The 20883-nt window shown below is 68.4% G+C and carries 21 protein-coding genes; 10 read left to right on the top strand and 11 right to left on the bottom strand.

All coding sequences use genetic code 11. The features are described from left to right. Nucleotides 1–20 precede the first annotated feature (20 nt). Complete coding sequence (gene mgtE / locus AX692_RS05225; protein ID WP_073976015.1) at nt 21–1469, bottom strand: magnesium transporter; 1449 nt, start codon at nt 1467–1469, stop codon at nt 21–23. Nucleotides 1470–1571: 102 nt separating this feature from the next. Between mgtE and AX692_RS05220 the strand changes: the two genes are divergently transcribed. Then, nucleotides 1572–2033, top strand: a complete 462-nt coding sequence (locus AX692_RS05220) for a peptidylprolyl isomerase (RefSeq protein ID WP_073976016.1) — start codon at nt 1572–1574, stop codon at nt 2031–2033. 11 nt (nt 2034–2044) lie between these two features. Here AX692_RS05220 and AX692_RS05215 read toward each other — a convergent pair whose 3' ends face one another. Continuing rightward, nucleotides 2045–2443 carry a hypothetical protein gene (locus AX692_RS05215; protein WP_073976017.1) on the bottom strand — a complete coding sequence of 133 codons (399 nt, stop codon included), beginning with the start codon at nt 2441–2443 and terminating at the stop codon, nt 2045–2047. Nucleotides 2444–2625: 182 nt separating this feature from the next. Between AX692_RS05215 and miaB the strand changes: the two genes are divergently transcribed. Then, nucleotides 2626–3963: a tRNA (N6-isopentenyl adenosine(37)-C2)-methylthiotransferase MiaB gene (gene miaB / locus AX692_RS05210; protein WP_073977068.1), complete on the top strand. Its 1338-nt coding sequence runs from the start codon at nt 2626–2628 to the stop codon at nt 3961–3963. Here the strand turns inward: miaB and AX692_RS05205 are convergent. Then, nucleotides 3934–4812, bottom strand: a complete 879-nt coding sequence (locus AX692_RS05205) for a hypothetical protein (RefSeq protein WP_073974816.1) — start codon at nt 4810–4812, stop codon at nt 3934–3936. The genes miaB and AX692_RS05205 overlap by 30 nt on opposite strands. A 180-nt stretch (nt 4813–4992) precedes the next feature. Here AX692_RS05205 and AX692_RS05200 point away from each other — a divergent pair, with 180 nt between their 5' ends. Next, on the top strand, nt 4993–6036 hold the full coding sequence (locus tag AX692_RS05200; RefSeq protein WP_073974817.1) for a PhoH family protein: 1044 nt from the start codon (nt 4993–4995) through the stop codon (nt 6034–6036). A 19-nt stretch (nt 6037–6055) separates the two neighbouring features. Here the strand turns inward: AX692_RS05200 and AX692_RS05195 are convergent, their stop codons facing one another. Then, nucleotides 6056–7258 carry a PQQ-dependent sugar dehydrogenase gene (locus AX692_RS05195; protein ID WP_073977066.1) on the bottom strand — a complete coding sequence of 401 codons (1203 nt, stop codon included), beginning with the start codon at nt 7256–7258 and terminating at the stop codon, nt 6056–6058. 198 nt (nt 7259–7456) lie between these two features. Here AX692_RS05195 and ybeY point away from each other — a divergent pair, with 198 nt between their 5' ends. The 3 genes from ybeY to AX692_RS05180 all read left to right on the top strand — a co-directional run bounded on the left by ybeY (nt 7457) and on the right by AX692_RS05180 (nt 9865). After that, nucleotides 7457–7936 carry an rRNA maturation RNase YbeY gene (ybeY, locus tag AX692_RS05190; protein ID WP_073973687.1) on the top strand — a complete coding sequence of 160 codons (480 nt, stop codon included), beginning with the start codon at nt 7457–7459 and terminating at the stop codon, nt 7934–7936. A gap of 86 nt (nt 7937–8022) precedes the next feature. Then, the gene (locus AX692_RS05185; protein WP_419470473.1) at nt 8023–8886 is read left to right on the top strand and encodes a hemolysin family protein; all 864 of its coding nucleotides are present in this window, start codon (nt 8023–8025) and stop codon (nt 8884–8886) included. Between the two features lie 94 nt (nt 8887–8980). Beyond that, complete coding sequence (locus tag AX692_RS05180; protein WP_081095150.1) at nt 8981–9865, top strand: LysR substrate-binding domain-containing protein; 885 nt, start codon at nt 8981–8983, stop codon at nt 9863–9865. Here AX692_RS05180 and AX692_RS05175 read toward each other — a convergent pair. The 7 genes from AX692_RS05175 to AX692_RS05145 all read right to left on the bottom strand — a co-directional run bounded on the left by AX692_RS05175 (nt 9862) and on the right by AX692_RS05145 (nt 14267). Further along, nucleotides 9862–10722, bottom strand: coding sequence for a lysophospholipid acyltransferase family protein (locus tag AX692_RS05175; protein WP_073973685.1), 861 nt, complete (start codon nt 10720–10722; stop codon nt 9862–9864). The two genes, AX692_RS05180 and AX692_RS05175, sit on opposite strands and share 4 nt — an antisense overlap. A 9-nt stretch (nt 10723–10731) precedes the next feature. After that, the gene (locus tag AX692_RS05170) at nt 10732–11154 is read right to left on the bottom strand and encodes a Fur family transcriptional regulator (protein WP_155645045.1); all 423 of its coding nucleotides are present in this window, start codon (nt 11152–11154) and stop codon (nt 10732–10734) included. A gap of 177 nt (nt 11155–11331) precedes the next feature. Next, nucleotides 11332–11781, bottom strand: a complete 450-nt coding sequence (locus tag AX692_RS05165) for a MucR family transcriptional regulator (protein WP_073973683.1) — start codon at nt 11779–11781, stop codon at nt 11332–11334. Nucleotides 11782–11893: 112 nt separating this feature from the next. After that, nucleotides 11894–12373: a GNAT family N-acetyltransferase gene (locus AX692_RS05160; protein WP_073973682.1), complete on the bottom strand. Its 480-nt coding sequence runs from the start codon at nt 12371–12373 to the stop codon at nt 11894–11896. Next, complete coding sequence (gene tsaB / locus AX692_RS05155; RefSeq protein WP_073973681.1) at nt 12370–12996, bottom strand: tRNA (adenosine(37)-N6)-threonylcarbamoyltransferase complex dimerization subunit type 1 TsaB; 627 nt, start codon at nt 12994–12996, stop codon at nt 12370–12372. Before tsaB ends, AX692_RS05160 begins: the two co-directional genes overlap by 4 nt. 84 nt (nt 12997–13080) lie before the next feature. Further along, nucleotides 13081–13689, bottom strand: coding sequence for a malonic semialdehyde reductase (locus tag AX692_RS05150; protein WP_073973680.1), 609 nt, complete (start codon nt 13687–13689; stop codon nt 13081–13083). Continuing rightward, the gene (locus AX692_RS05145) at nt 13686–14267 is read right to left on the bottom strand and encodes a NifU family protein (RefSeq protein ID WP_073973679.1); all 582 of its coding nucleotides are present in this window, start codon (nt 14265–14267) and stop codon (nt 13686–13688) included. Before AX692_RS05145 ends, AX692_RS05150 begins: the two co-directional genes overlap by 4 nt. 125 nt (nt 14268–14392) lie before the next feature. Between AX692_RS05145 and AX692_RS05140 the strand changes: the two genes are divergently transcribed. The 4 genes from AX692_RS05140 to AX692_RS05125 all read left to right on the top strand — a co-directional run. Then, nucleotides 14393–17467 carry a M16 family metallopeptidase gene (locus AX692_RS05140; protein ID WP_073973678.1) on the top strand — a complete coding sequence of 1025 codons (3075 nt, stop codon included), beginning with the start codon at nt 14393–14395 and terminating at the stop codon, nt 17465–17467. A 139-nt stretch (nt 17468–17606) separates the two neighbouring features. After that, on the top strand, nt 17607–18992 hold the full coding sequence (locus tag AX692_RS05135; protein ID WP_073973677.1) for a class II 3-deoxy-7-phosphoheptulonate synthase: 1386 nt from the start codon (nt 17607–17609) through the stop codon (nt 18990–18992). A gap of 137 nt (nt 18993–19129) precedes the next feature. After that, on the top strand, nt 19130–20419 hold the full coding sequence (egtB, locus tag AX692_RS05130; protein WP_081095149.1) for an ergothioneine biosynthesis protein EgtB: 1290 nt from the start codon (nt 19130–19132) through the stop codon (nt 20417–20419). A 2-nt stretch (nt 20420–20421) separates the two neighbouring features. Next, nucleotides 20422–20883, top strand: a 462-nt coding sequence (locus tag AX692_RS05125) for an L-histidine N(alpha)-methyltransferase (RefSeq protein ID WP_196491768.1), incomplete at its 3' end; no start/stop codon positions are given.

Raw genomic sequence — 20883 nt, 5'->3', positions numbered from 1 at the left:
CATGTCGTTGAGGGAGAAAGCTAGAACGTGACCAGTCCCATCACCACTGCCAAACCTAAGAAGGCGAAGAAGCCCATCGAATCGGTGATCATCGTCACGAACACGGATGAAGCCACCGCCGGGTCCTGATCGAGCCGCTCGAAGATCACCGGCACCAGCACGCCGGCGAGGCCGGCAATCGCGATGTTGATAATCATCGCGAGCGCGATCACCACGCCCATCATCGGGGTGAACAGCACCGCCGCCGCCAGCCCGATCAGCACCGCGATGGTGCCGCCATTGAGCAGCGCCACGCGGAACTCGCGCCACAGGATGCGGCGGGTGTTGGAGCGGGTCAGCTGGTTGGTCGCAATCGCGCGCACCGCCACCGCCATGGTCTGCGTCCCCGCATTGCCGCCGATGCTGGCGACGATCGGCATGAGCACCGCGAGCGCCACCAGCTGCTCGATCGCCGCGCCGAAGAAGGCGATGATCGAGGAGGCGACCACCGCTGTCCCGAGATTGGCGATCAGCCAGCGCACGCGCGCGCCATAGGCCTCGCGGATCGGCTCGTTGATGTCGCCGTCGCCTGCTCCCGACAGCAGCAGCGCGTCCTCGCCCGCCTCTTCGGAGATGATGTGGACGACGTCGTCGACCGTCATCTGGCCGACCAGCCGCCCGCTCTCGTCCACCACCGCGGCCGAGATCAGCGCGTATTTCTGGAACATCAGCGCGGCCTCTTCCTGGTCCATCGTCACCGGGATCAGGGTCTGGTCGCGCTTCATCAGGTCGGTGAGCTTCACCGAACGCGGCGTGGTGAGAATCCAGTTCAAGGCGCAGGTGCCGACCGGGTGGTGCCGCTCGTCGATCACGAAGACTTCGAAGAAGTCATGCTCGAGATCGCCGTCCTCGCGCAGGTAATCGATGAGGTCGCCGACGGTGAGATGCTCGGGCACCGCCACGAAGTGACGGCTCATCAGGCGCCCGGCGGTCTCTTCGGGATAGGCCAGCGCGCTCGAGACCGCCTCGCGCGTCTCCGGCTCGAGCTCGGCCATCACCGCGCGCTGATCGGCCTCGTCGAGGTCCTCGATCAGCTGCACCGCATCGTCGGTGTCGAGCTGTTCGGCAATCACCGCCACGGCCTGCGCGGACAGCGTGTCCATCAGGTCTTCGCGGACGTAATCGTTGAGTTCGGCGACCACGTCGCCGGTCATCAGATCGCTGATCGCGGAGGCGAGCTGCGCGCGCTCGCGCGGTTCGAGCAGTTCGATGAGGTCGGCAATGTCGGCGGCGTGGAGCGGCTCGACCAGATCATAGACCGCGCCCTTGTCCCCCGCCTCGAGCGCATCGTGGACGGCGCTGACGAAGGAGGGCTTGAGGCGGTTTTCCTCGTCGTGGCGTTCATCGTCGACGCGGTCGTCCGGACGCACTTCCACCTCACCGGAATCGGCGATCAGCAGATCGTCATCTGGGGTGAGGTCGTCGGCCATGTCGGCGGTTTAGGCGGGGAGGGCGCAAAAGCAAGCCGGGGAGGGTGACAGGCGGACAATGGCTGCTAAAAGCGCGGGCAAATCGACGCAGGAGATACCGAAATGGCCGAAACCCTCACCTTCACCCTCGACAACGGCACCGGCGAGACCGGCGATGTCGTCATCAAGCTGCGCCCCGACATTGCCCCCGGCCATGTCGCGCGCATTACCGAGCTGGCGCAGGAAGGCTTCTACGACGGGGTGATCTTCCACCGCGTGATCGCCGGTTTCATGGCGCAGGGCGGCGATCCGACCGGCACCGGCATGGGCGGCAGCGACAAGCCCGACCTTCCGGCCGAATTCAACGCCGAGCCCCACGTCGAAGGCGTGTGCTCGATGGCCCGCGCGCAGAACCCCAACAGCGCCAATTCGCAGTTCTTCATCTGCCTCGACGACGCGCGCTTCCTCGACAAGCAGTACACCGTGTGGGGCCAGGTGGTGAGCGGGATGGAACACGTCCACGCCATTCCCAAGGGCGAACCGCCGCGCGCGCCGGGCAAGATCGTCAAGGCGACGGTGGCCTGACGATAGGGGGCCTAGATCCCCGGCGAGACGACGTGGCCTTGCAGGCTCTGCCAGAACAGCGCGAAGCCGATCCCAGCGATCGCCGCATGACCGGCGATCCCGACGAGGATCGGCTCGCGCCGCCACAGCCCAACGAGAAACAGCAGCGCGACCAGCGCGAGCGATAGCCCTCCGACGATCAGGAACGCCTCGATCGGACCGAAACCCATTTCGTACAGGGGGGCGATGGTGACGATGCCGATGATGAGCGCGATCATCGCGAACAGCCACCAGCCGGTGCTGTCCTGTTTGGGCAGGGTGACGAGGATCATCCAGGTCAGCGCCGCAGCTGCCCAGCTGACGATCACGGGCACGGTGAAGCAGCGCGCAAGAGCGCCCGCAAAGGGGCTTTCGGGCTTATCGCCGTACATCAGTGAAGGGCTTCATGCTGCAAACCATGGTGCCATGTCGCAGCAAGCCGTGAATATCGCGTGAAAACCGGCGCTTGGGCGGGGAGCCTATGGCGCGGCGTGTCCGATCCTTGCGGCTACGGCTCCCGTCGCTGGCCGCACGATTGAACCGCGGCCCCATCGGCGCTAAAGGCGCACCCCTCATGAAACCCACCTCCGCCCCCCAGACCTACCGGGTCAAGAGCTTCGGCTGCCAGATGAACGTCTATGATGGCGAGCGCATGGGCGAGCTGCTCGCCGAGCGCGGCATCCAGCCCGCGCCCGAGGGGGAGGAGGCGGACCTCGTCATCCTCAACACCTGCCACATCCGCGAGAAGGCGGCCGAGAAGGTCTATTCCGACATCGGCCGGCTCGTGAAGGCCGGCGAGGAGGCGGGCAAGCAGCCGCTGATCGCGGTGGCAGGCTGCGTCGCGCAGGCCGAGGGCGAGGAGATCATGGCCCGCGCCCCGGCGGTCAGCATCGTGGTCGGCCCGCAGGCCTATCACCGCCTGCCGCAGATGCTCGGGCAAGCGTTGAAGGGCGAGCGCGCCACCGATACCGACATGCCCGCCATCGCCAAGTTCGACGCGCTCCCCGCGCGGCGCAAGCGCGGCCCGAGCGCCTTCCTCACCGTGCAGGAAGGCTGCGACAAGTTCTGCACCTATTGCGTTGTCCCCTATACCCGCGGTGCGGAAATCTCGCGGCCCTTTAGCCATTTGGTCGCCGAGGCGCAGAAACTGGTCGAAGCGGGGGCGAAGGAGATCACGCTGCTCGGCCAGAACGTCAACGCCTGGGCGGGCGAGGACGAAAAGGGGCGGCGCGTGGGGCTGGGCGGGCTGATCCGTGTGCTGGCGGGCATCGATGGCCTCGCGCGCATCCGCTACACCACCAGCCACCCCAACGACATGGACGAGGACCTCATCGCCGCGCATGGCGAGGTCGCCAAGCTCATGCCCTATCTGCACCTGCCCGTGCAGGCCGGGAGCGACCGCGTGCTCAAGGCGATGAACCGCCAGCACACCGCGGAAAGCTATCTGAAGCTGATCGAGCGCTTCCGCGCCGTCCGTCCCGACATCGCGCTGTCGGGCGATTTCATCGTCGGCTTTCCGGGCGAGACCGAGGCGGAGTTCGCGGACACCCTGAGCATCGTCGACGCGGTCCGCTACGCCGCCTGCTTCAGCTTCAAATACTCCCCGCGCCCCGGCACCCCGGCGGCGACGATGGACGGCCAGATCGCACCTGAGGTGATGGACGACCGGCTCCAGCGTCTTCAGCAGCGCATCGGGCAGCATCAGCTCGCCTTCAACCGGGCGAGCGTCGGCAAGACTTGTGAAGTACTGGTCGAGCGCACGGGACGGCATCCCGGCCAGTGGCTCGGAAAGTCGCCGTGGCTGCAGAGCGTCCACTTCGAGGGCGACCATGCCATCGGCGGCTTGGTCGAGGTGGAACTGGCCGAGGCGGGGCCGAACTCGCTACGGGGCCGCGTTCTCGCGCATGTCTGAGGGCTCCGCCGCCACTGCTGCACGGGCGATGTCGTTGAAGACCCGGCGGGGGCTTGCATTGCGCGAGGCGTTATAGAGTTCGCGCACCAGCGCTCTGTCGAACGCGGTCAGCCCGGCCGGCGGCGCGGCATCGTCGAACAGGGTGAGGATCGTCGGCGCAGGCGCTGCTCCCTCGGGCGCTCCGGTGCCGAGCAGCGCGCGCATCGTGATGTAATCCGCCAGCTGGCCGAGCGTGAAGCCGTGCGCCGCCTCGCGCGCGATCAGGACGGCAGCGCCCGTGATCTCGGTGGTGACGATCGGATCGGTTCGGTTTTGCGGCGGGGGGTCGAGCCAAAGTGTCTCACCCGCCCTGATGGGCTGCCCGAGGAAATCACGCACCGCGACCTTGTTCCACGCCCTGACCGGCCCTGCCTCGCCCAGCACCCGTTCGCGCTGGTAGGCGGCAAGGTGGGCGAGTTGCGGCGACTCGGAATTCAGCCAGCGCTCCGCCGGGCCTGCCGCCGGGGCCATGAAGGCGACGCGCACGCTCGGCACGCAGCCGGAGGCACGATCGGCCCCGACGCCGAGAGCGTCTGCATTCTCGCGGATGCGCTCGGCGACCACCTCGGCATCCTCGGGCGCGAGGCCGAGCACCTTGACGCAGACCGGAAAGAAGAACTTCGCCACCGGATCGTCCATCCGCGGCGGGCGGATCACGTCGCGGGCAAATTCGCGCAGCTCGCGCTTGCGCTCGGCCTCGGTCGGGGGCGGGCGGACGATGATCTCGGGCTGAGCGCGCGCCGCGCCGTCTTGCGCCGCAGCGGGCGCGGCGATCAGCAGCGCGGTCAGGATGCCGGCGACGATGCGCATCTTCGGGCTGCCTTTCAGGGGCTTGGACGCGTCAGCATAGCACCGCGCGGGCGCGGATGTGAAGCATCCGTGACTTTCCACCACCATCTCGCCGCACCCGGCTTGCCATGGCGCGCGGGGAACTTACCTTTGCGACTCAAGGGCCGAGGGATCGTCCTTCTGCCGCAGACAAAGGACCTTATGGGCCGACGACCCTCCCGTGCCGGGCATCCGGCGCTCTCGCCCGATCCACGCGGCATTCCGGCACAGCGGCGCGCGCGTGTCGACCTGACCTTCGAGAACCAGGCCCTGCTCGGGCCCCTCTTCGGGCAGTTCGATTCCAATCTGGTGCAGGTCGAAAACCGGCTCGGGGTGTTCATCCACGCGCGCGGCCATCAGGTGGTGATCGAGGGGCCCGAGGACGATGTTGCCCGCGCCCGCGAGACTCTGAAGACCATGTATGACCGGCTCGCGCGGGGCGAGGCGCTCGATAGCGGCGCAGTCGAGGCGCTGATCGCGATGTCGGCCGAACCCACGCTCGAAGGGATCATCGCGGGCGACGACGGCGCGCCGCCGATCATGATCCGCACGCGCAAGAAGACCATCGTGCCGCGCTCGGCGACGCAGATCGACTATATGCGCGCGCTGGCGAAGGAGGACATCATCTTCGCATTGGGCCCGGCCGGGACGGGCAAGACCTATATCGCGGTGGCGCAGGCGGTCAGCCAGCTGATTACCGGGAGCGTCCAGCGCCTGATCCTCTCGCGCCCGGCGGTGGAGGCGGGGGAGAAGCTCGGCTTCCTCCCCGGCGACATGAAGGAGAAGGTCGATCCCTATCTGCGCCCGCTCTACGACGCCTTGAACGACTGCATGCCGCCCGAACAGGTCGAGCGCCGACTGGCGAACGGCGAGATCGAGATCGCGCCGATTGCCTTCATGCGCGGGCGCACGCTCGCCGACAGCTTCATCATCCTCGACGAGGCGCAGAACACCACGCGCGAGCAGATGAAGATGTTCCTCACCCGCTTCGGCCAGAACAGCCGGATGGTGATCTGCGGCGACCCGCGCCAGGTCGACATCCCCGGCGGGCCGCGGATGAGCGGGCTCAATGATGCGGTCGAGCGGCTGGAAGGGATCGAGGGCTTCGGCACGATCCGCTTCACCGCCGCCGACGTGGTGCGCCACCCGATCGTGGGCCGGATCGTCGAAGCCTATGAGGGCAGGGACGAGAGCGAGGGCACCTAGCCCCTGCAAAGGCGACGCCCTAGCCTGGGCTCAGCTCCACAAGGTTCGCGGTGCCGCCGTCCTGCAGCACCCAGATGCGCCCGTCAGGGCCTTGCTCGACCTCGCGGATGCGCGCGCCGAGGCCGATGCGTCCGACCTCCTGCGCGGTATTGCCGGTGACCCGCACCCGCACGATGCCCTGCTGGACAAGCCCCGCGATCAGGAAATCGTCGGTCCATCCGGCAAAGCGCGTGCCGCGGTACTGGATGATCCCGGCCGGCGCGATGGTCGACCAGGTCACCAGCGGTGCGGTGAAGGCGGCATTGGTCGCGTGGCGCGGGATCAGCGATCCGTCGTAATTGTTGCCTTCGGACGCCAGCGGCCAGCCATAATTGCTGCCGCCCGCGATGAGGTTGAACTCGTCGCCGCCCGAGGGCCCCATCTCGCTCGAGAATAGCCGCCCGTCCGCGGCGAAGACGATCCCGAGCGGATTGCGCTGGCCGTAGGAAAAGATCTCGGGCCGGGCGTTCGGGTTGGAGGCGAAGGGATTGCCGGCGAAAGGTGTGCCGTCGAGATTGATGCGGATCATCTTGCCCAGTGTGGTCGCAAGATCCTGCGCCGGGGCACCCTGCTGGCGGTCCCCGGTGCTCACGAACAGCGAATTGCCGTTGGGCGCAAAGGCGAGCCGTGCAGCTAGGTGCCCGCCGGTGGTGGCAGGCGTGCTGCGCCACACCACCGACAGGTTCTGAAGCGCCGGCGTGCCGGCAAGGTTCAGCGTCGCCGAGGCGACTGCGATCCGCTGGCCCCCGCTCGCGCCCTCCGCATAGCTCAGCCAGACGCGGCTGTTGGTGGCGAAGGACGGATCGAGCACGATGTCGTGGAGACCGATCTGGTTGGCGAAGACCACCGACGGCACGCCGGTGACCTGCGTCTTGGCCCCGGCCGTGGTGACGAGGAACAGCGCCCCTTGGCGCTCGGTCACGAGCAGCCGTCCGTCGGGCAGGAACACCATCGCCCACGGGTTGCTGAACGAGGCAACGATCCGCTGGGTGACCGCGCTGGTGGTCGGTGTCGGGGTTGGTGTCGGCGTCGGCGCCGGCGTCGGGGAGGGCGTGGGCGTCGGAGCGGGGCTGGGCGCGGGGGAACCGACCGGCGGCGGCCCGTTTCCGCCGCTGTCGTCACCGCCACAGCCGAGCAGCAGCAGCGCCAGTGTCATGCCAAGGGTGTGCCGAAGAGCCCGCATTGCCTTCCCCTTCTCCCGGAGAATTGAACCTTTGGTCGAACTTTGAAGAAGTTGATGAACACGCACCTAGCAGAAAAGGTAAACCGTGTCGCGCATGCGCCCGGGAGCACGGCGCGGTGCCGCGTCGGTCGGCACGCGCCGCGCATTTGCGCCGACGCCGTTCCCGCCTTGCGAAAATCGCGCTATGGGCCTTGCGCAATGGAGCTCGACATCGACCTCGAGGATTGGCCGGCAGGCGGCTGGGAAGCGCTCGCCATCCGCGCCGCGGCGGCGGCGGGGGAGGGCGAGCCGCTGCTCGCCAACCCGCGCCTGGCGGTGAGCCTGCTGTTCACTTCCGACGCCGAGGTTCACACGCTCAACCGCGAATGGCGCGGGCGCGACAAGCCGACCAACGTGCTCTCCTTCCCGATGCTCGCGCCCGGCGAGCTCGCCGCGCTTGCCCCCGATGGCCCGCCCGCCATGCTCGGCGACATCGCGCTCGCCCATGAAACCTGCGCGCGCGAGGCGGCGGACAAGGGCGTCACGCTCGAAGCCCATGCCGCGCACCTCATCGTCCATGGCCTCCTGCACCTTGCCGGTCACGACCATGTCGACAGCGACGAACAGGCCGAGGCGATGGAGGCGCTCGAAACCCGGATACTTGCCAAACTGGGCATCGCTGACCCATATGGCGCCTGACACCAACAGGAGCCACTCGCAAGGCCATGGCCGATTCCCATTCGTCTGCATCCCCATCGGGAGAGGCGGACAGTAGCAGCGGGCTGATGTCCGCGCTTCGCAAGATGCTCGGGCTCGAGGGCGCGCGCTCCTTGCGCGAACAGCTCGAAGAAGCGATCGACGAGCACGAGGACGAGAACGGCGGCCCGGGCGAGGGTGCCGCCACCGGCGGCGACCTGTCGCGGGTCGAGCGGCAGATGCTGCGCAACCTCCTCCACTTCTCCGAACACGATGCCGACGACGTCGCCGTCCCGCGCGGCGAGATCATTGCGGTCGAAGCGACGATCAGCTGGGAGGAGATGGTCGCCGCCTTCTCCGAGCATGGCCATTCGCGCATGCCGGTCTACCGCGACACGCTCGATAGCGTGATCGGGATGATCCACATCAAGGACGTCTTCCCCTTCCTCGCCAACGGCACCCCGCCGCCCGCCGACTGGACCACGCTGATGCGCCAGCCGCTCTACGTGCCGCAGGCGCGCGGGGCGCTGGACGTGCTCGCCGACATGCGCACCCAGCGCGTGCACCTCGCCATCGTGCTCGACGAATTCTCGGGCACCGACGGGCTCATCACCATCGAGGACCTGGTCGAGGAGATCGTCGGCGATATCGAGGACGAGCATGACGACGCCCCGCCCGAACTGATCACGCCGATCGGTGAAGGCATGTGGGATGTCGACGCGCGCGCCGAACTTGATGATATTGCTGAAAAGATCGATCCGCGCCTTGCCGAGGTCGCCGAAAGCGTCGACACGCTGGGCGGCCTCGCTTTCGTGCTGGCCGAGGCGGTGCCGCCGGTCGGCACAGTGCTGGAACATCCCAGCGGCTGGCGGATCGAGGTGACGGCGGGCGACGAGACTCACGTCACGCGCTTGCGGCTGCACCCCCCTGCGGCCCAGGAAGAGGTGCAGTAGCCGCAACTTTTGCCGGTGGGCGAGAATTTTTCTTCGATTTTTTGCATCTATTTGGGCGCTGGGACGTATCTGCTCGCACTGAGGAGATATGAAAATGCCTGCACGCCGCCTGCCGCCCCTGCGCGCCCTGGAAGCCTTCATGCGCACGGTGCGTCTCGGTTCCGCGCGCGCGGCCGCCGAGGAGATCGGCCTCAGCCCCTCGGCGCTGTCGCGGCGGATCAGCAATCTCGAGGAATTCGTCGGCAAGAAGCTGTTCACCCGCGCGCGCCAGTCGATGCAGCTGACCGACGAGGGCCAAGCCTTCTACGAGGCGGTCAACCCGCACATGGAAGCGCTCGCGCGGGCGGTGGAGAGCCAGTCGGACAACATCGCGTTGCTGCGCCTGCGTCTGGGCGTCCTGCCGATGTTCGGCAGCCAGCGGCTGTTCCCGCGGCTGGGCGAGCTGCGCAAACGCCACCCGCTGCTCCACATCGACATCGACAGCGCGCCGCATCTCGAGGACCGGGTCGGTGACACGCTCGATGCGGCGATCATCCTCTCGCGCGGGCCGGCGAGCGGGTTGCACGCGGTGCGGCTCGACCACAACCTCGTCCACGCGATCTGTTCCAAGGAGACCGCGCGCGCGATCGGTACCGAGATCACCCCCGAGGTGATGGCCAAGCAGACCTTCCTGATCCACAACGAGATGCCCGAAAGCTTCGTGGCGTGGAAGAAGGCCAACGGGCTCGAGACGATGGATCTGGCCGCGATCGACCATTACGATTCGGGCGCGCTGATGCTCGAGGCGGCGGCGCAAGGCCTCGGCATCGCGATCATGCACGACGACCACCTGCGCCGCGCCAACGACAACCGGCTGATCAACCTGCCCGGCGTGCCCGTGGAAAGTCCCTACTCCTACTGGTTCGTGTGCAAGCCGGTCGCGCTCGAGAGCCGTCCGGTGCGGATCTTCCACGATTGGCTGGTGCGCGCGGGGCTCTAGTCGGCGGCCTCGCTCTTCGCCTCGTAGCGCACCGGGGCGACCGAGTGGGCGAAGGGGCGCAAGGGGTGGCCGCGGATCTCGACCAGCGCCTCCTCGATCCGGCGGCGCGCCTCGATGCTGATCGCCTTGCGGCCCTTGAAGTCCTCCGGGCTGAAAGGCTCGAGGAAGTGGAGCCGGACGGGGAAGCTGCCCTTGCGCGACAGCACGCGCTTGGCGTTGTTGAGGCCGCCTTCCTCGCCGATCCAGCCGATCCACTCGGCGACCGGCCCGTAGTCGAGGATGACCGGCTGGACGAGCACGCCGGGCGGGGGCGGCTCGAGCACGGAGAGCATCGAGGTCTTGAAGGGGAGCAGCGACTGGCCGTCGGTGGTGGTGCCTTCGGGGAAGACGGTGACCGACCAGTTGTCGACCAGCGCCTCCTTGAGGGCGTTGATCTGCTCGGCCACGCCCATGCGGTGCTCGCGCTTGACGAAGACGGTGCGGTTGAGGCTCGCGAGCCAGCCGACCACCGGCGCGGTCGCAAGCTCGGCCTTGGCAACGAAAGCCGTTCCGCTCGCGCCGGCGAGCGCGAGGATGTCGACCCAGGAGATGTGGTTGGCAACGAAGAACACATCGCGCTTGAGGTGCGTCCCCACCACCTTGACCCGCGCCCCGCACACCCGCGCGGCGCAGCGCAGGAACAGCATCGGGAAGGGCGAACCGTAGGAGATGACGCGGTAGAGGTAGTGGAGCGGCACGAACACCAGCAGCAGCGCGATGAGGCCGAGCGAGCGCGCGACAATGCGCAGCCAGCCTGCAAGGCTGATCGGCGTCACCTGCCCCCGCGCCGCGGCGAGGCGCAGCTCCCACGCGGTCATCGCGCGCGCTCAGTCATTGCGCGAGAGCCTGACGCCGTAGAGCTCCATGCGGTGGTCGACCAGCCGGTAGCCCAGTCGCTCGGCGATCTGGCGCTGGAGCGCTTCGACTTCGGGATCGACGAATTCGACCACCTTGCCGGTCTCGACGTCGATCAGGTGATCGTGATGCGCCTCGGGCACCGGCTCGTAGCGCGAGCGGCCGTCGCCGAAATCGTGGCGGTCGAGGATGCCGGCTTCCTCGAACAGGCGCACGGTGCGGTAGACCGTGGCGATCGAGATGCGCGGATCGATCGCGGCGGCGCGGCTGTGGAGCAGTTCCACATCGGGATGGTCGTCGCTCTCCGAGAGCACCTTGGCGATGACGCGGCGCTGTTCGGTGATGCGCAGACCCTTTTCGGCGCAAAGTTGTTCGAGATCGATCTTGTGGGTCAAGAAAAGCTCCATCGCCTTGCGCGGTGCCCCTGCCGAGTGCGGGCGCCCAATAGCATTGCAACCCCACCCCTACAGGGACGGGGCTGCTTGCTCAAGCGCCCCCTCCGCCCTCTCAACAGGGGCAGAGCGGGGCGGGTGCCTGAACCTGGCCCGGGCGCGACCCGGAGGGGCCGGAGGTCAGGCGGTCTTCCGGGCGCGGCGGGCTTTTGGCGCCGGCGTGCCCGGCTTGCGGCCGAGCCCGATCTTCTTGGCGAGATCGCGGCGCTTTTCGGCATAGTTGGGCGCGACCATCGGATAGTCGGCCGGCAGGCCCCAGCGCGCGCGGTATTCCTCAGGGCTCATGTTGTAATTGGTGCGAAGATAGCGCTTGAGCATCTTCAGCTTCTTGCCGTCTTCAAGGCACACGATGTAATCGGGCTTGACCGAATTGCGGATCGCGACGGCGGGCTGAGGCTTGGCTTCTTCGACCACCGGCGTCTCGCCGAGATTGGCAAGTGCCGCATAGACATTGGTGATGAGGCCGGGGACATCGGCCACGGCGACATCATTGTTGCTGAGGTGCGCAGCGACGATGTCGCTGGTCAGCGTGATAAGCGTTTCTTTCATATCGATTTCCAGATCTTGCATGAGTTCCTCACAGGCGTCTTTACCACTGCGCCGGTACTGTGCCATGGCGCAAGAGTGCAATCATGGCAACTAGGTTGCTTTGCTTGTTCACCATTTCGCGGTGAAAGGAGTGTCAGTCGATAGAGCGCGCGAAAGTAATCGCGTCGATCCTTTCGCCATTTGCCATGCGGTAATAGTTGCGCCGCTCTCCTATCGGTTCGAAACCGAACTTGCGATACAGATGGATAGCGGGATTGCCGCGCCGCATTTCGAGAAATACGCGCGCCGTGCCGCGGGTGCGGGCGGCGGTGAAGAGATGTTCGACCAGCGCCGCCCCCACGCCGCGCTGCCGCGCACCGGGCGTGACCGCGATCAGCAGCAGCTCCTCCTCATCGAGGACGTGGCGCGAGAGCACGAAACCGGCGGGCGAGGCGGCGGGCCCGGGCCCCTCCGGGATCAGCTTGCCCGCCGCATCGGCCACCAGCGCATGGGTGCTCGGCATCGCGAGGGCGTCGGCGACCTGTCGCCGGTTCCAGGCCTCGCCGTAGGCCGGATCGAAGGCCGCCTCCATCACCGCCATGATCCGGTCGAGGAGGTGCGGGCAGGGTGTCATGCTGCCCCGGGCACCGTCATCGGCGTGGCATCGGGGCCGCGGCCGTACAGGGGCGCGAGCGCGGTGGTGAGGAGCGCGGGAGGCAGCAGCGTGACCGCGCGCGCATCGGGCAGCAGGTCGAGCACCGCGGCGTCTGTCCCCTCGGCCAGCGGCGCGGCGCGGTTGCCGGCGATCAGCGCGGCACCGGGCCGCGCGCGGGCGGCGTCGGGCGTGAGCGAGGCGGCCTCGCCCAGCGGCAGGCCATCGGCGCCGAACGGGGCCACGAACCACTCGCCGTGCCCGCCATTGGTGCACACCGTGACGCCCGCGCTGCCGGGCCGGAGGCCGAGCGCCTGCGCGGCGATCAGCGCCAGCGTGGGGTATCCGAGCACCTCGGCCCCCCAGGCGATCCCGAGCGCCCGCGCGGTCGCCAGGCCGATGCGCACGCCGGTGAAGCTGCCCGGGCCAAGGCCGACGAGAATACGCGCGGCGCGGCCCTTGTCCGGCAAGCCTGCGACCATCGGCACCAGCGCTTCGGCATGGCCGCGGCCGATGACCCGGTGGTCGTGCGCGATCAGCGCGTCGCCCTCGAACAGGGCGATGGAGCAGGCCTCGGAGGCGGTCTCGATCGCAAGCGTGCGCATCGGCCCCGCCCTGCCTCAGCGTCGCGGCGCGCGCAAGCGGGACGCGCAACTCAGCATGCTGGCGCGCGCAAGCGGGGATGCGCGTCAGGCGATGCGGTTGAAGCTCGCGAACTCCGGGCGCGGCGAGCGCGGGAAGATGCTCGCCGGATCACCATAGCCGACCGAGCAGATGAAGTTCACCCGGTGGCGCGGCTCGTCGCCGAAGAAGGCGGCGGTGACCGCGGCCGGATCGAAGCCCGACATCGGCCCGCAATCGAGCCCGAGCGCGCGTGCGGCGAGCATCAGATAGGCCCCTTGCAGCGAGGAGTTGCGGAAGGCCCCTTCCTCGCGCCCGGCCTCGTTGCCCTCGAACCAGCTCTTCGCGTCGGTGTGCGGGAACAGCCAGGGCAGTTCCTCGTGGAAATCCACGTCGTATCCGATCACCGCGGTCACCGGCGCGGCGGCGACCTTCTTCTTGTTGCCTTCCGCGACGCATTCGACGAGCTTCGCCTTGGCCTCGGGCGACTTGACCCACACGATCCGCACCGGTTGCATGTTGGCGGATGTGGGCGCCATCTTCACCAGATCCCAGATCGCGTGGAGCTGCGCGTCGCTGACCGGCTTGTCGAGCCAGCCATTATAGCTGCGTGCCTCGCCAAACAGCTGGTCCAATGCCTCCGGCGAGAGCGCGTGATCGTGGAACTGGACGGTCATGCGGCGCGCACCTCGGTGACTTCGGGAACGTAATGCTTGAGCAGCCCCTCGATCCCGTGCTTGAGGGTCGCGGTGCTCGACGGGCAGCCCGAGCACGAGCCCTGGAGGGTGAGGTAGACCACTCCGTCGCGGAAGCCGCGATAGGCGATGTCGCCGCCGTCACCCGCGACGGCAGGGCGCACGCGGGTCTCGAGCAACTCGTTGATCGCGGCGATCACTTCGGCATCCTCGGGACGCTCCTCGACCGCCATGTCCTCCTCCGGCGGCGGGACGGCGATGCCGCCGGCGGTGGCGGGGGTGAACAGCGGGGCTTCGGACACGAAGTGGTCGAGCAGGATCGCGATCACCTGCGGCTTCAGGGCGCTCCAGTCTGCGCCGGGCGCGGCGGTGACGGACACGAAGTCCGCACCGAAGAACACGTTCACGACCTCGCCGGTATCGAAAATCGCGGCTGCAAGCGGGCTTGCCTCGGCCGCTTCGGGGGTGGCGAATTCGCGGCTGCCTGCGGCCATCACGATCTGGCCGGGCAGGAACTTCAGGGCCGCGGGGTTGGGAGTGGTTTCGGTCTCGATGAACATGGCTCTCATCTAGGGTGCGCGCGGGTGAGGGGCAAGGGCAAGCCGCCTCGCATCAGGCCTCTGCCGCGCAAATCGCGATAAGCATTCACTATCGCTTCAGACTTTGCCGCCCTATAGTCGGACCCATGACGTCCTTCTCCCGCGCCGCGCGCGCGCTCGCCCTCGTTCTTGCCCCGTTGGTTGCGCTCCAGCCGCTGCTTGCCGACGAGGCCGCAGCGCCGCCTTCGGACAAGACCGGCAAGCGGGTGGTCGCCGCCCAGCACGCCGCGACCCAGACCGCTGCGCCGGACGCGGCTCCCGCTCCGGTCGCGCCCCCGGTGCCCGCGCCCCGGGCGCTGCAGACCGGCGGCACCGTGCCCTGGCTCTACCAGGGCTCGGACATCCCGGTCGACGACAAGTGGCTGTTCGGCGAGATGAAGAACGGGCTGCGCTATGCCGTGCGCCGCAACGGCGTGCCGCCGCGTCAAGTTTCGATCCGGGTGCGGATCGACGCGGGCTCGCTTCATGAGCAGGACAGCGAACAGGGCTTTGCCCACCTGCTCGAACACCTGCTGTTCCGCGAGAGCAAGTATCTCGGCAAGGCCGAGGCGATCTCGGCCTGGCAGCGGCTCGGCGCGACCTTCGGCAACGACACCAATGCCGAGACCACGCCGACCCACACCGCCTACAAGCTCGACATCCCCAACATCGACGATGCCAAGCTGGCGGAGAGCTTCAAGCTGCTCTCGGGCATGATCCGCGAGCCGGTGCTGTCCGACGCCAATGTCGCGGCCGAGCGCCCGATCGTGCTCGCCGAGAAGCGCGAGCGCGGCGGCGCGGCGCAGCGCACCGGCGACCTCACGCGCCAGACCTTCTTCGCCGGCCAGCGCCTTGCGGTGCGCAATCCGATCGGCACCGATGCGACGCTCAACGGCGCGGACGGGGTGGCGGTGCAGGCCTTCTATGACCGCTGGTACCGGCCCGAGAACACCGTGATCGTGGTCGCGGGCGATGCCGATCCGATGGTGCTTGCCGGGCTGGTGGAGCAGTGGTTCGGCGACTGGCAGGGCACCGGCCCCTCGGGCGTCGCCCCCGATTTCGGCGATCCGGTCGCGCCCAAGGGCGCTGCCAAGCCCGTCGGCGGGCTGCCCCCGATCGGCGAGCTGGCGGTGGGCGTCGAGCCCGATCTGCCGCGCAGCCTCACCTATGCGATCCTGCGTCCGTGGCGCCCGGTTCAGGACACGATCGTCTACAACGAGGGCCTGCTCACCGACGCGGTAGCACAGGCGATCATCAACCGCCGGCTCGAAAGCCGCGCGCGCGGGGGCGGGAGCTTCCTCTATGCGCAGGTCCAGCAGGACGACGTCTCGCGCACCGTCGATGCCACCTTCGTGACCTTCGCGCCGCTCTCCGCCGACTGGAAGGCCGCGCTCGCCGACGTGCGCAGCGTGATCGCCGACGCGATCGCCAATCCGCCCACGCAGGAGGAGATCGACCGCGAGATCGCGCAGTTCGACGTCGCGTTCGTCAACCAGGTCGAACAGGAAAGCGTGCAATCGGGCAGCGACCTTGCCGACAATCTCGTCAACGCGGTCGATATCCGCGAAACCGTCGCCGCGCCCAAGGTGGTGCTGGAGGTGTTCCGCAACATGAAGCCGCGCCTCACCCCGGCGGCCGTCCTCAAGCGCACCCGCGCGCTGTTCGAGGGCACGGTCACGCGCGGGGTCTATGTAACCCCGGCGGCGGGCGAGGCCGATGTGCCGACGATCCGCGCCGCGCTCGCCAGCAAGGCGGCGGCCGACAGCTCGGCGCGCGTCGCGGGCGCGGCGATCGCCTTTGCCGATCTGCCTCCGGTGGGTGAGCCGGGCACCATCGTCAGCCAGACCCCGCTCGGTGTGCTTGAGGTCGAACAGGTCGATTTCGCCAACGGAGTCAAGGCGTTGCTCTGGGCCAACGATGCCGAGCCCGGCCGCGTCACCGTGCGCGTGCGCTTCGGCGCGGGTTGGCGCGCCTTCGATGCCGACAGTGCGGTCTATGCCGAGCTTGGCCAGCAGGCGCTGGTCGGCTCGGGCCTCGGCGAGCTGGGCCAGAACGAGATCGACCGGCTGGCGACGGGCCGCAAGCTGGGCTTCGATTTCGCCATCGACGATGCGGTCTTCACCTTCACCGCGCAGACCCGTTCGGAAGACGTCAACGATCAGCTCTACCTCTTCGCTGCCAAGCTCGGCATGCCGCGCTGGGACAAGGACCCGGTGCTGCGCGCCAAGGCCGGGGCAGAGCTGGCCTACAACACCTATGCCACCAGCCCCGGCGGGGTGCTCAACCGCGATCTCGAATATCTCGTGACCGGCGGCGACGGGCGCTTTGCCACCCCCGATCCGGCCGCGCTCAAGGCCGCCACGCCCGAGGCATTCCGCAAGGTGTGGGAGCCGCTGCTGAAGCAGGGGCCGATCGAGGTGCTGGTGTTCGGCGAATTCGACAAGGCGAAGGTCACCGAGCAACTGCGCCTCACCTTCGGCGCGCTGCCCGCGCGCGACCCGATCCCCGCCGGGATCGCCGCGCGCGTGCCGGGCTTCGCCCCGGCGGTCGACAAGCCGACCGTCGTCACCCACCGCGGCGATGCCAACCAGGCCGCGGCGGTGGTGGCGTGGCGCAGCGGCGGCGGAACCGAGGATCTGCCGGAAAGCCGCCAGCTCGAAATCCTCACCCAGCTGTTCAACAACCGGCTGATGGACGCGCTGCGCGAGCGCGCCGGGGCGAGCTATGCGCCGCAGGTGTTCTCGAGCTGGCCGGCCGATCTTGCCACCGGCGGGCGGATCACCGCGCTCGCCCAGCTCGAGCCGGCGTTCGTGCCGCTGTTCTTCGCCGAGGCCGACAGGATCGCGGCTGACCTCGCCGCCAACCCGCCGACCGCCGACGAGCTTGCGCGGGTGACCGAGCCGCTCGCCCAGCTGATCCGCCGCGCCTCGACCGGCAACCAGTTCTGGCTCTACAACATCGAAGGCGCGACCCAGGACCCGAGCCGGATCGGCCTGCTGCGCACGCTGCTGCCCGACTACTCGCAGACCACGCCTGCCGCGATGCAGGCGCTGGCGGCGCGTTATCTCACGCAGGACCGCACCTTCCGCATGGCGATCATCCCCGAAGGCCAGACCCTGGCAGAGGCGGCGCCGCTGGGAGGGAGTGCAAATGCTGCGCGAGAGGCGATGGTTGGGCGCTGATCGTTCCTGCCACTGACAGTGCGCGGGAAATAAAGTTGTGCGGCATGGCATTGCCGCTTTACAATTCGTGCCGCGCTCGGGTAGCGGGCGCCCCCGCGCCGTGTCATGTGCGCAACCAGACGTAGAAAGAGTTCCGACCGTGCCCGAGACCTGGACCCCCGAGAGCTGGAAGGCCCACGAAGCGCGCCACCTGCCGCATTACGAGGATGCGGCGGAGCTGGCCGAGGCCGAGAAGACGCTCTCGTCCTACCCCCCGCTGGTCTTCGCGGGCGAGGCGCGCGCATTGAAGGCCGATCTGGCGCAGGTCGCGAACGGCCACGGCTTCCTGCTCCAGGGCGGGGACTGCGCCGAGAGCTTCGCCGAGTTCCACCCAAACAACATCCGCGACACCTTCCGCGTGCTGCTGCAGATGGCGGTGGTCATGACCTTCGCCAGCAAGCGCCCGGTGGTGAAGGTCGGGCGCATGGCGGGCCAGTTCGCCAAGCCGCGCTCCTCGCCGACCGAGACGATCGGCGACGTGACCCTGCCGAGCTATCTCGGCGACAACATCAACGGGATCGAGTTCGACCCGGTCAGCCGCCGCAATGATCCGGCGCGGATGGTCAAGGCCTACTCGCAGGCCGCCGCGACGCTCAACCTGCTGCGCGCCTTCGCGGGCGGGGGCTATGCCAACCTGCGGCAGGTCCACCAGTGGACGCTCGATTTCATGGGCCGCACGCCTTGGACCGAGAAGTTCGCCCAGACCGCCGACCGCATCGGCGAGGCGCTCGATTTCATGGAGGCCTGCGGGATCGATCCCGGCACGGTGCCGCAGCTCAAGGGCACCAGCTTCTACACCAGCCACGAGGCGCTGCTGCTGCCTTACGAGCAGGCGATGACGCGCCGGGACTCGCTCACCGGCGATTGGTATGCGACCAGCGCCCACATGCTGTGGATCGGTGACCGCACCCGCTTCCCCGGCAGTGCCCACATCGAATTCGCGCGCGGGATCGGCAATCCGCTCGGCATGAAGTGCGGGCCTTCGCTCGACCCCGACGTTCTCCTGCGCCTGCTCGATGACCTCAACCCGCAGCGCGAGGCCGGGCGGATCACGCTGATCAGCCGCTACGGGCACGACAAGGTCGAGGAGGGCCTGCCCAAGCTGGTGCGCGCGGTGATGCGCGAGGGCCATCCGGTGGTGTGGTCGTGCGACCCCATGCACGGTAACGTCGTGAAGTCGGATTCCGGCTTCAAGACCCGCCCCTTCGACCGCATCCTCAGGGAGGTGAAGGGCTTCTTCGCCGTCCACCGCGCCGAAGGCTCGCACCCCGGCGGCATCCATATCGAGATGACCGGGCAGGACGTGACCGAGTGCGTCGGCGGGGCGGTGGCGATCACCGAGGAACGCCTCGGCGACCGCTATCACACCCACTGCGACCCGCGCCTCAATGCCGAGCAGTCGCTCGAGCTTGCCTTCCTCGTGGCCGAGATGCTCAACGAGGCTGCGGGCGGTGCGCGTGAGGCCGAAGTCAGCCACGCCGCGTGAAACCGTCGGTTTGGGGCAATAACCTGACGCGGGTGATGATTTTACGATAGCCTCGCGGCTACCAGACGTCTTTCCTGCGTCACGACAGGCGGGCATGATCCCGGCAGTCGGCGCAAACTTGGACGGGAGGTGTGCGCGTGCATCGCAGCGAGTTGCAGGATGCTCCCGAGGGGGCGGTGGCCGCGCAGGCGCTTGCGGCGCGCTTCCTGCAGACCCGCGCGCTGACCGAGGCGCTGGTGCAGCCGCTCAGCGATGCCGATGCCAGCATCCAGTCGATGGAGGATGCCAGCCCCGCCAAGTGGCACCTCGCGCACACGACCTGGTTCTGGGAGACCTTCCTGCTGCGCGAGCACGCCCCGGGCTATCGGCTCCACGACGAGCGCTGGCCGTTCCTGTTCAACTCCTATTACGAAGCCGAGGGTGCGCGGATCGCGCGGGCTTCGCGCGGGATGCTCTCGCGGCCGACCCTCGACGAAGTGCTGGCATGGCGCGCCCATGTCACCGAGGCGATGGCGCCGCTGCTCACCGATCCGGCGCTGGCGCCGCTGATCGCGCTCGGGATCGCGCACGAGGAACAGCACATCGAGCTGCTTCTCACCGACATCAAGCACGCGCTGTTCCAGAACCCGCTGGGCCCGGCCATGTGGCCCGCTGCGGGCAAGGGGGAGGCGGCGGCTGCGACCCCGGCTGCCGCCTCCCCCGTCTGGCACGCGCACCCCGGCGGGATCGCCCTGATCGGGCACCAGGCTGACGGTTTCGCCTTCGATAACGAGGGTCCTCGCCACCGGGTGCTGCTCGAGCCCTTCGCGCTCGCCGACCGGCTGGTGACCAATGGCGAATGGGCGGAGTTCATCGCCGATGGGGGATACCACAACCCCCGCCTGTGGCTCGCCGATGGCTGGGGCTGGGTGCAGCGCGAGGAGATCCGCGCGCCGCTCTACTGGGGCGAGGATGGCGCGCATTTCACCCATCAGGGCTGGCAGGCGCGCGATCCCCATGCGCCCGTCACCCACATCTCCCACTTCGAGGCCGATGCCTTCGCTACCTGGGCGGGCGCGCGGCTGCCGACCGAGTTCGAATGGGAAGCGATCGCACGCGGGCAGGGCGGCTCGGCAAGCGCCCCGGCACATGATCCGCGCGGAGGCAACCAGCTTTGCTGCGCGGGGCCAGTGCTGCCGATGGGCTCGCCGGGGCTGTTCGGCGATTGCTGGCAGTTCACCCGCTCGGCCTACCTGCCCTATCCCGGCTTTCGCGTCGCGGAAGGGGCGGTGGGCGAGTACAACGGCAAGTTCATGAGCGGGCAGGTGGTGCTGCGCGGGGCCAGCTGCGCGACGGTGCGCGGCCACTCGCGCGTGTCCTACCGCAATTTCTTCTACCCCCACCAGCGCTGGCAGTTCACCGGCCTGCGCCTTGCCAAGGACGCCTGAAGATGACCAAGCCGGCAGGCCTCAAGCTGGTCGAGCGCGATGCGGACGGAGTGGACCTCGCCTTCCGGGCCGATGTCCTCGCCGGTCTTGCGGAAGCCCAGAAGGCGGTTCCGGCGCGCTGGTTCTACGACGATGCGGGCTCGCAGCTGTTCGAGGACATCACCCGCCTGCCCGAATACTACCCGACCCGCGCCGAAACCGAGATTCTCTCCACCCGCGCGGCCGAGATCGCCGGGCTGATCGGCGAGGGCCGCGCGGTGGTCGAGTTCGGTTCGGGCTCCTCGGTCAAGACCCCGCTGCTGCTCTCGGCGTGTCGGCCTTCCGCCTACGTCCCCCTCGACATCGCGGGCGACTTCCTGCGCGCCTCCTCGGCTGCGCTCGCAGAGAAGTTCCCCGGCCTGCCGGTCCTGCCGGTGGAGGCCGATTTCATGCGGCGGGTGGAGCTCCCCACCGAGGTCGCCGAT

This window comes from Erythrobacter donghaensis (genome assembly GCF_001557325.1).
Taxonomy (GTDB): Bacteria; Pseudomonadota; Alphaproteobacteria; order Sphingomonadales; family Sphingomonadaceae; genus Erythrobacter; species Erythrobacter donghaensis_B.
This window is presented reverse-complemented; position numbering and strand designations above follow the sequence as displayed.

Bases quoted from the DNA above. Each gene is read 5' to 3' on its own strand.
- AX692_RS05175 (WP_073973685.1), bottom strand. From the start codon at position 10,722: ATGACCGCGTGGGAGCTGCGCCTCGCCGCGGCGCGGGGGCAGGTGACG.
- AX692_RS05215 (WP_073976017.1), bottom strand. From the start codon at position 2,443: ATGTACGGCGATAAGCCCGAAAGCCCCTTTGCGGGCGCTCTTGCGCGC.
- AX692_RS05165 (WP_073973683.1), bottom strand. From the start codon at position 11,781: ATGCAAGATCTGGAAATCGATATGAAAGAAACGCTTATCACGCTGACC.
- AX692_RS05180 (WP_081095150.1), top strand. From the start codon at position 8,981: ATGCCTGCACGCCGCCTGCCGCCCCTGCGCGCCCTGGAAGCCTTCATG.
- AX692_RS05140 (WP_073973678.1), top strand. From the start codon at position 14,393: ATGACGTCCTTCTCCCGCGCCGCGCGCGCGCTCGCCCTCGTTCTTGCC.
- AX692_RS05145 (WP_073973679.1), bottom strand. From the start codon at position 14,267: ATGTTCATCGAGACCGAAACCACTCCCAACCCCGCGGCCCTGAAGTTC.
- AX692_RS05185 (WP_419470473.1), top strand. From the start codon at position 8,023: ATGTCCGCGCTTCGCAAGATGCTCGGGCTCGAGGGCGCGCGCTCCTTG.
- tsaB (WP_073973681.1), bottom strand. From the start codon at position 12,996: ATGCGCACGCTTGCGATCGAGACCGCCTCCGAGGCCTGCTCCATCGCC.
- AX692_RS05205 (WP_073974816.1), bottom strand. From the start codon at position 4,812: ATGCGCATCGTCGCCGGCATCCTGACCGCGCTGCTGATCGCCGCGCCC.
- mgtE (WP_073976015.1), bottom strand. From the start codon at position 1,469: ATGGCCGACGACCTCACCCCAGATGACGATCTGCTGATCGCCGATTCC.
- AX692_RS05195 (WP_073977066.1), bottom strand. From the start codon at position 7,258: ATGCGGGCTCTTCGGCACACCCTTGGCATGACACTGGCGCTGCTGCTG.
- AX692_RS05150 (WP_073973680.1), bottom strand. From the start codon at position 13,689: ATGACCGTCCAGTTCCACGATCACGCGCTCTCGCCGGAGGCATTGGAC.
- ybeY (WP_073973687.1), top strand. From the start codon at position 7,457: ATGGAGCTCGACATCGACCTCGAGGATTGGCCGGCAGGCGGCTGGGAA.
- miaB (WP_073977068.1), top strand. From the start codon at position 2,626: ATGAAACCCACCTCCGCCCCCCAGACCTACCGGGTCAAGAGCTTCGGC.
- AX692_RS05200 (WP_073974817.1), top strand. From the start codon at position 4,993: ATGGGCCGACGACCCTCCCGTGCCGGGCATCCGGCGCTCTCGCCCGAT.
- AX692_RS05220 (WP_073976016.1), top strand. From the start codon at position 1,572: ATGGCCGAAACCCTCACCTTCACCCTCGACAACGGCACCGGCGAGACC.
- AX692_RS05160 (WP_073973682.1), bottom strand. From the start codon at position 12,373: ATGACACCCTGCCCGCACCTCCTCGACCGGATCATGGCGGTGATGGAG.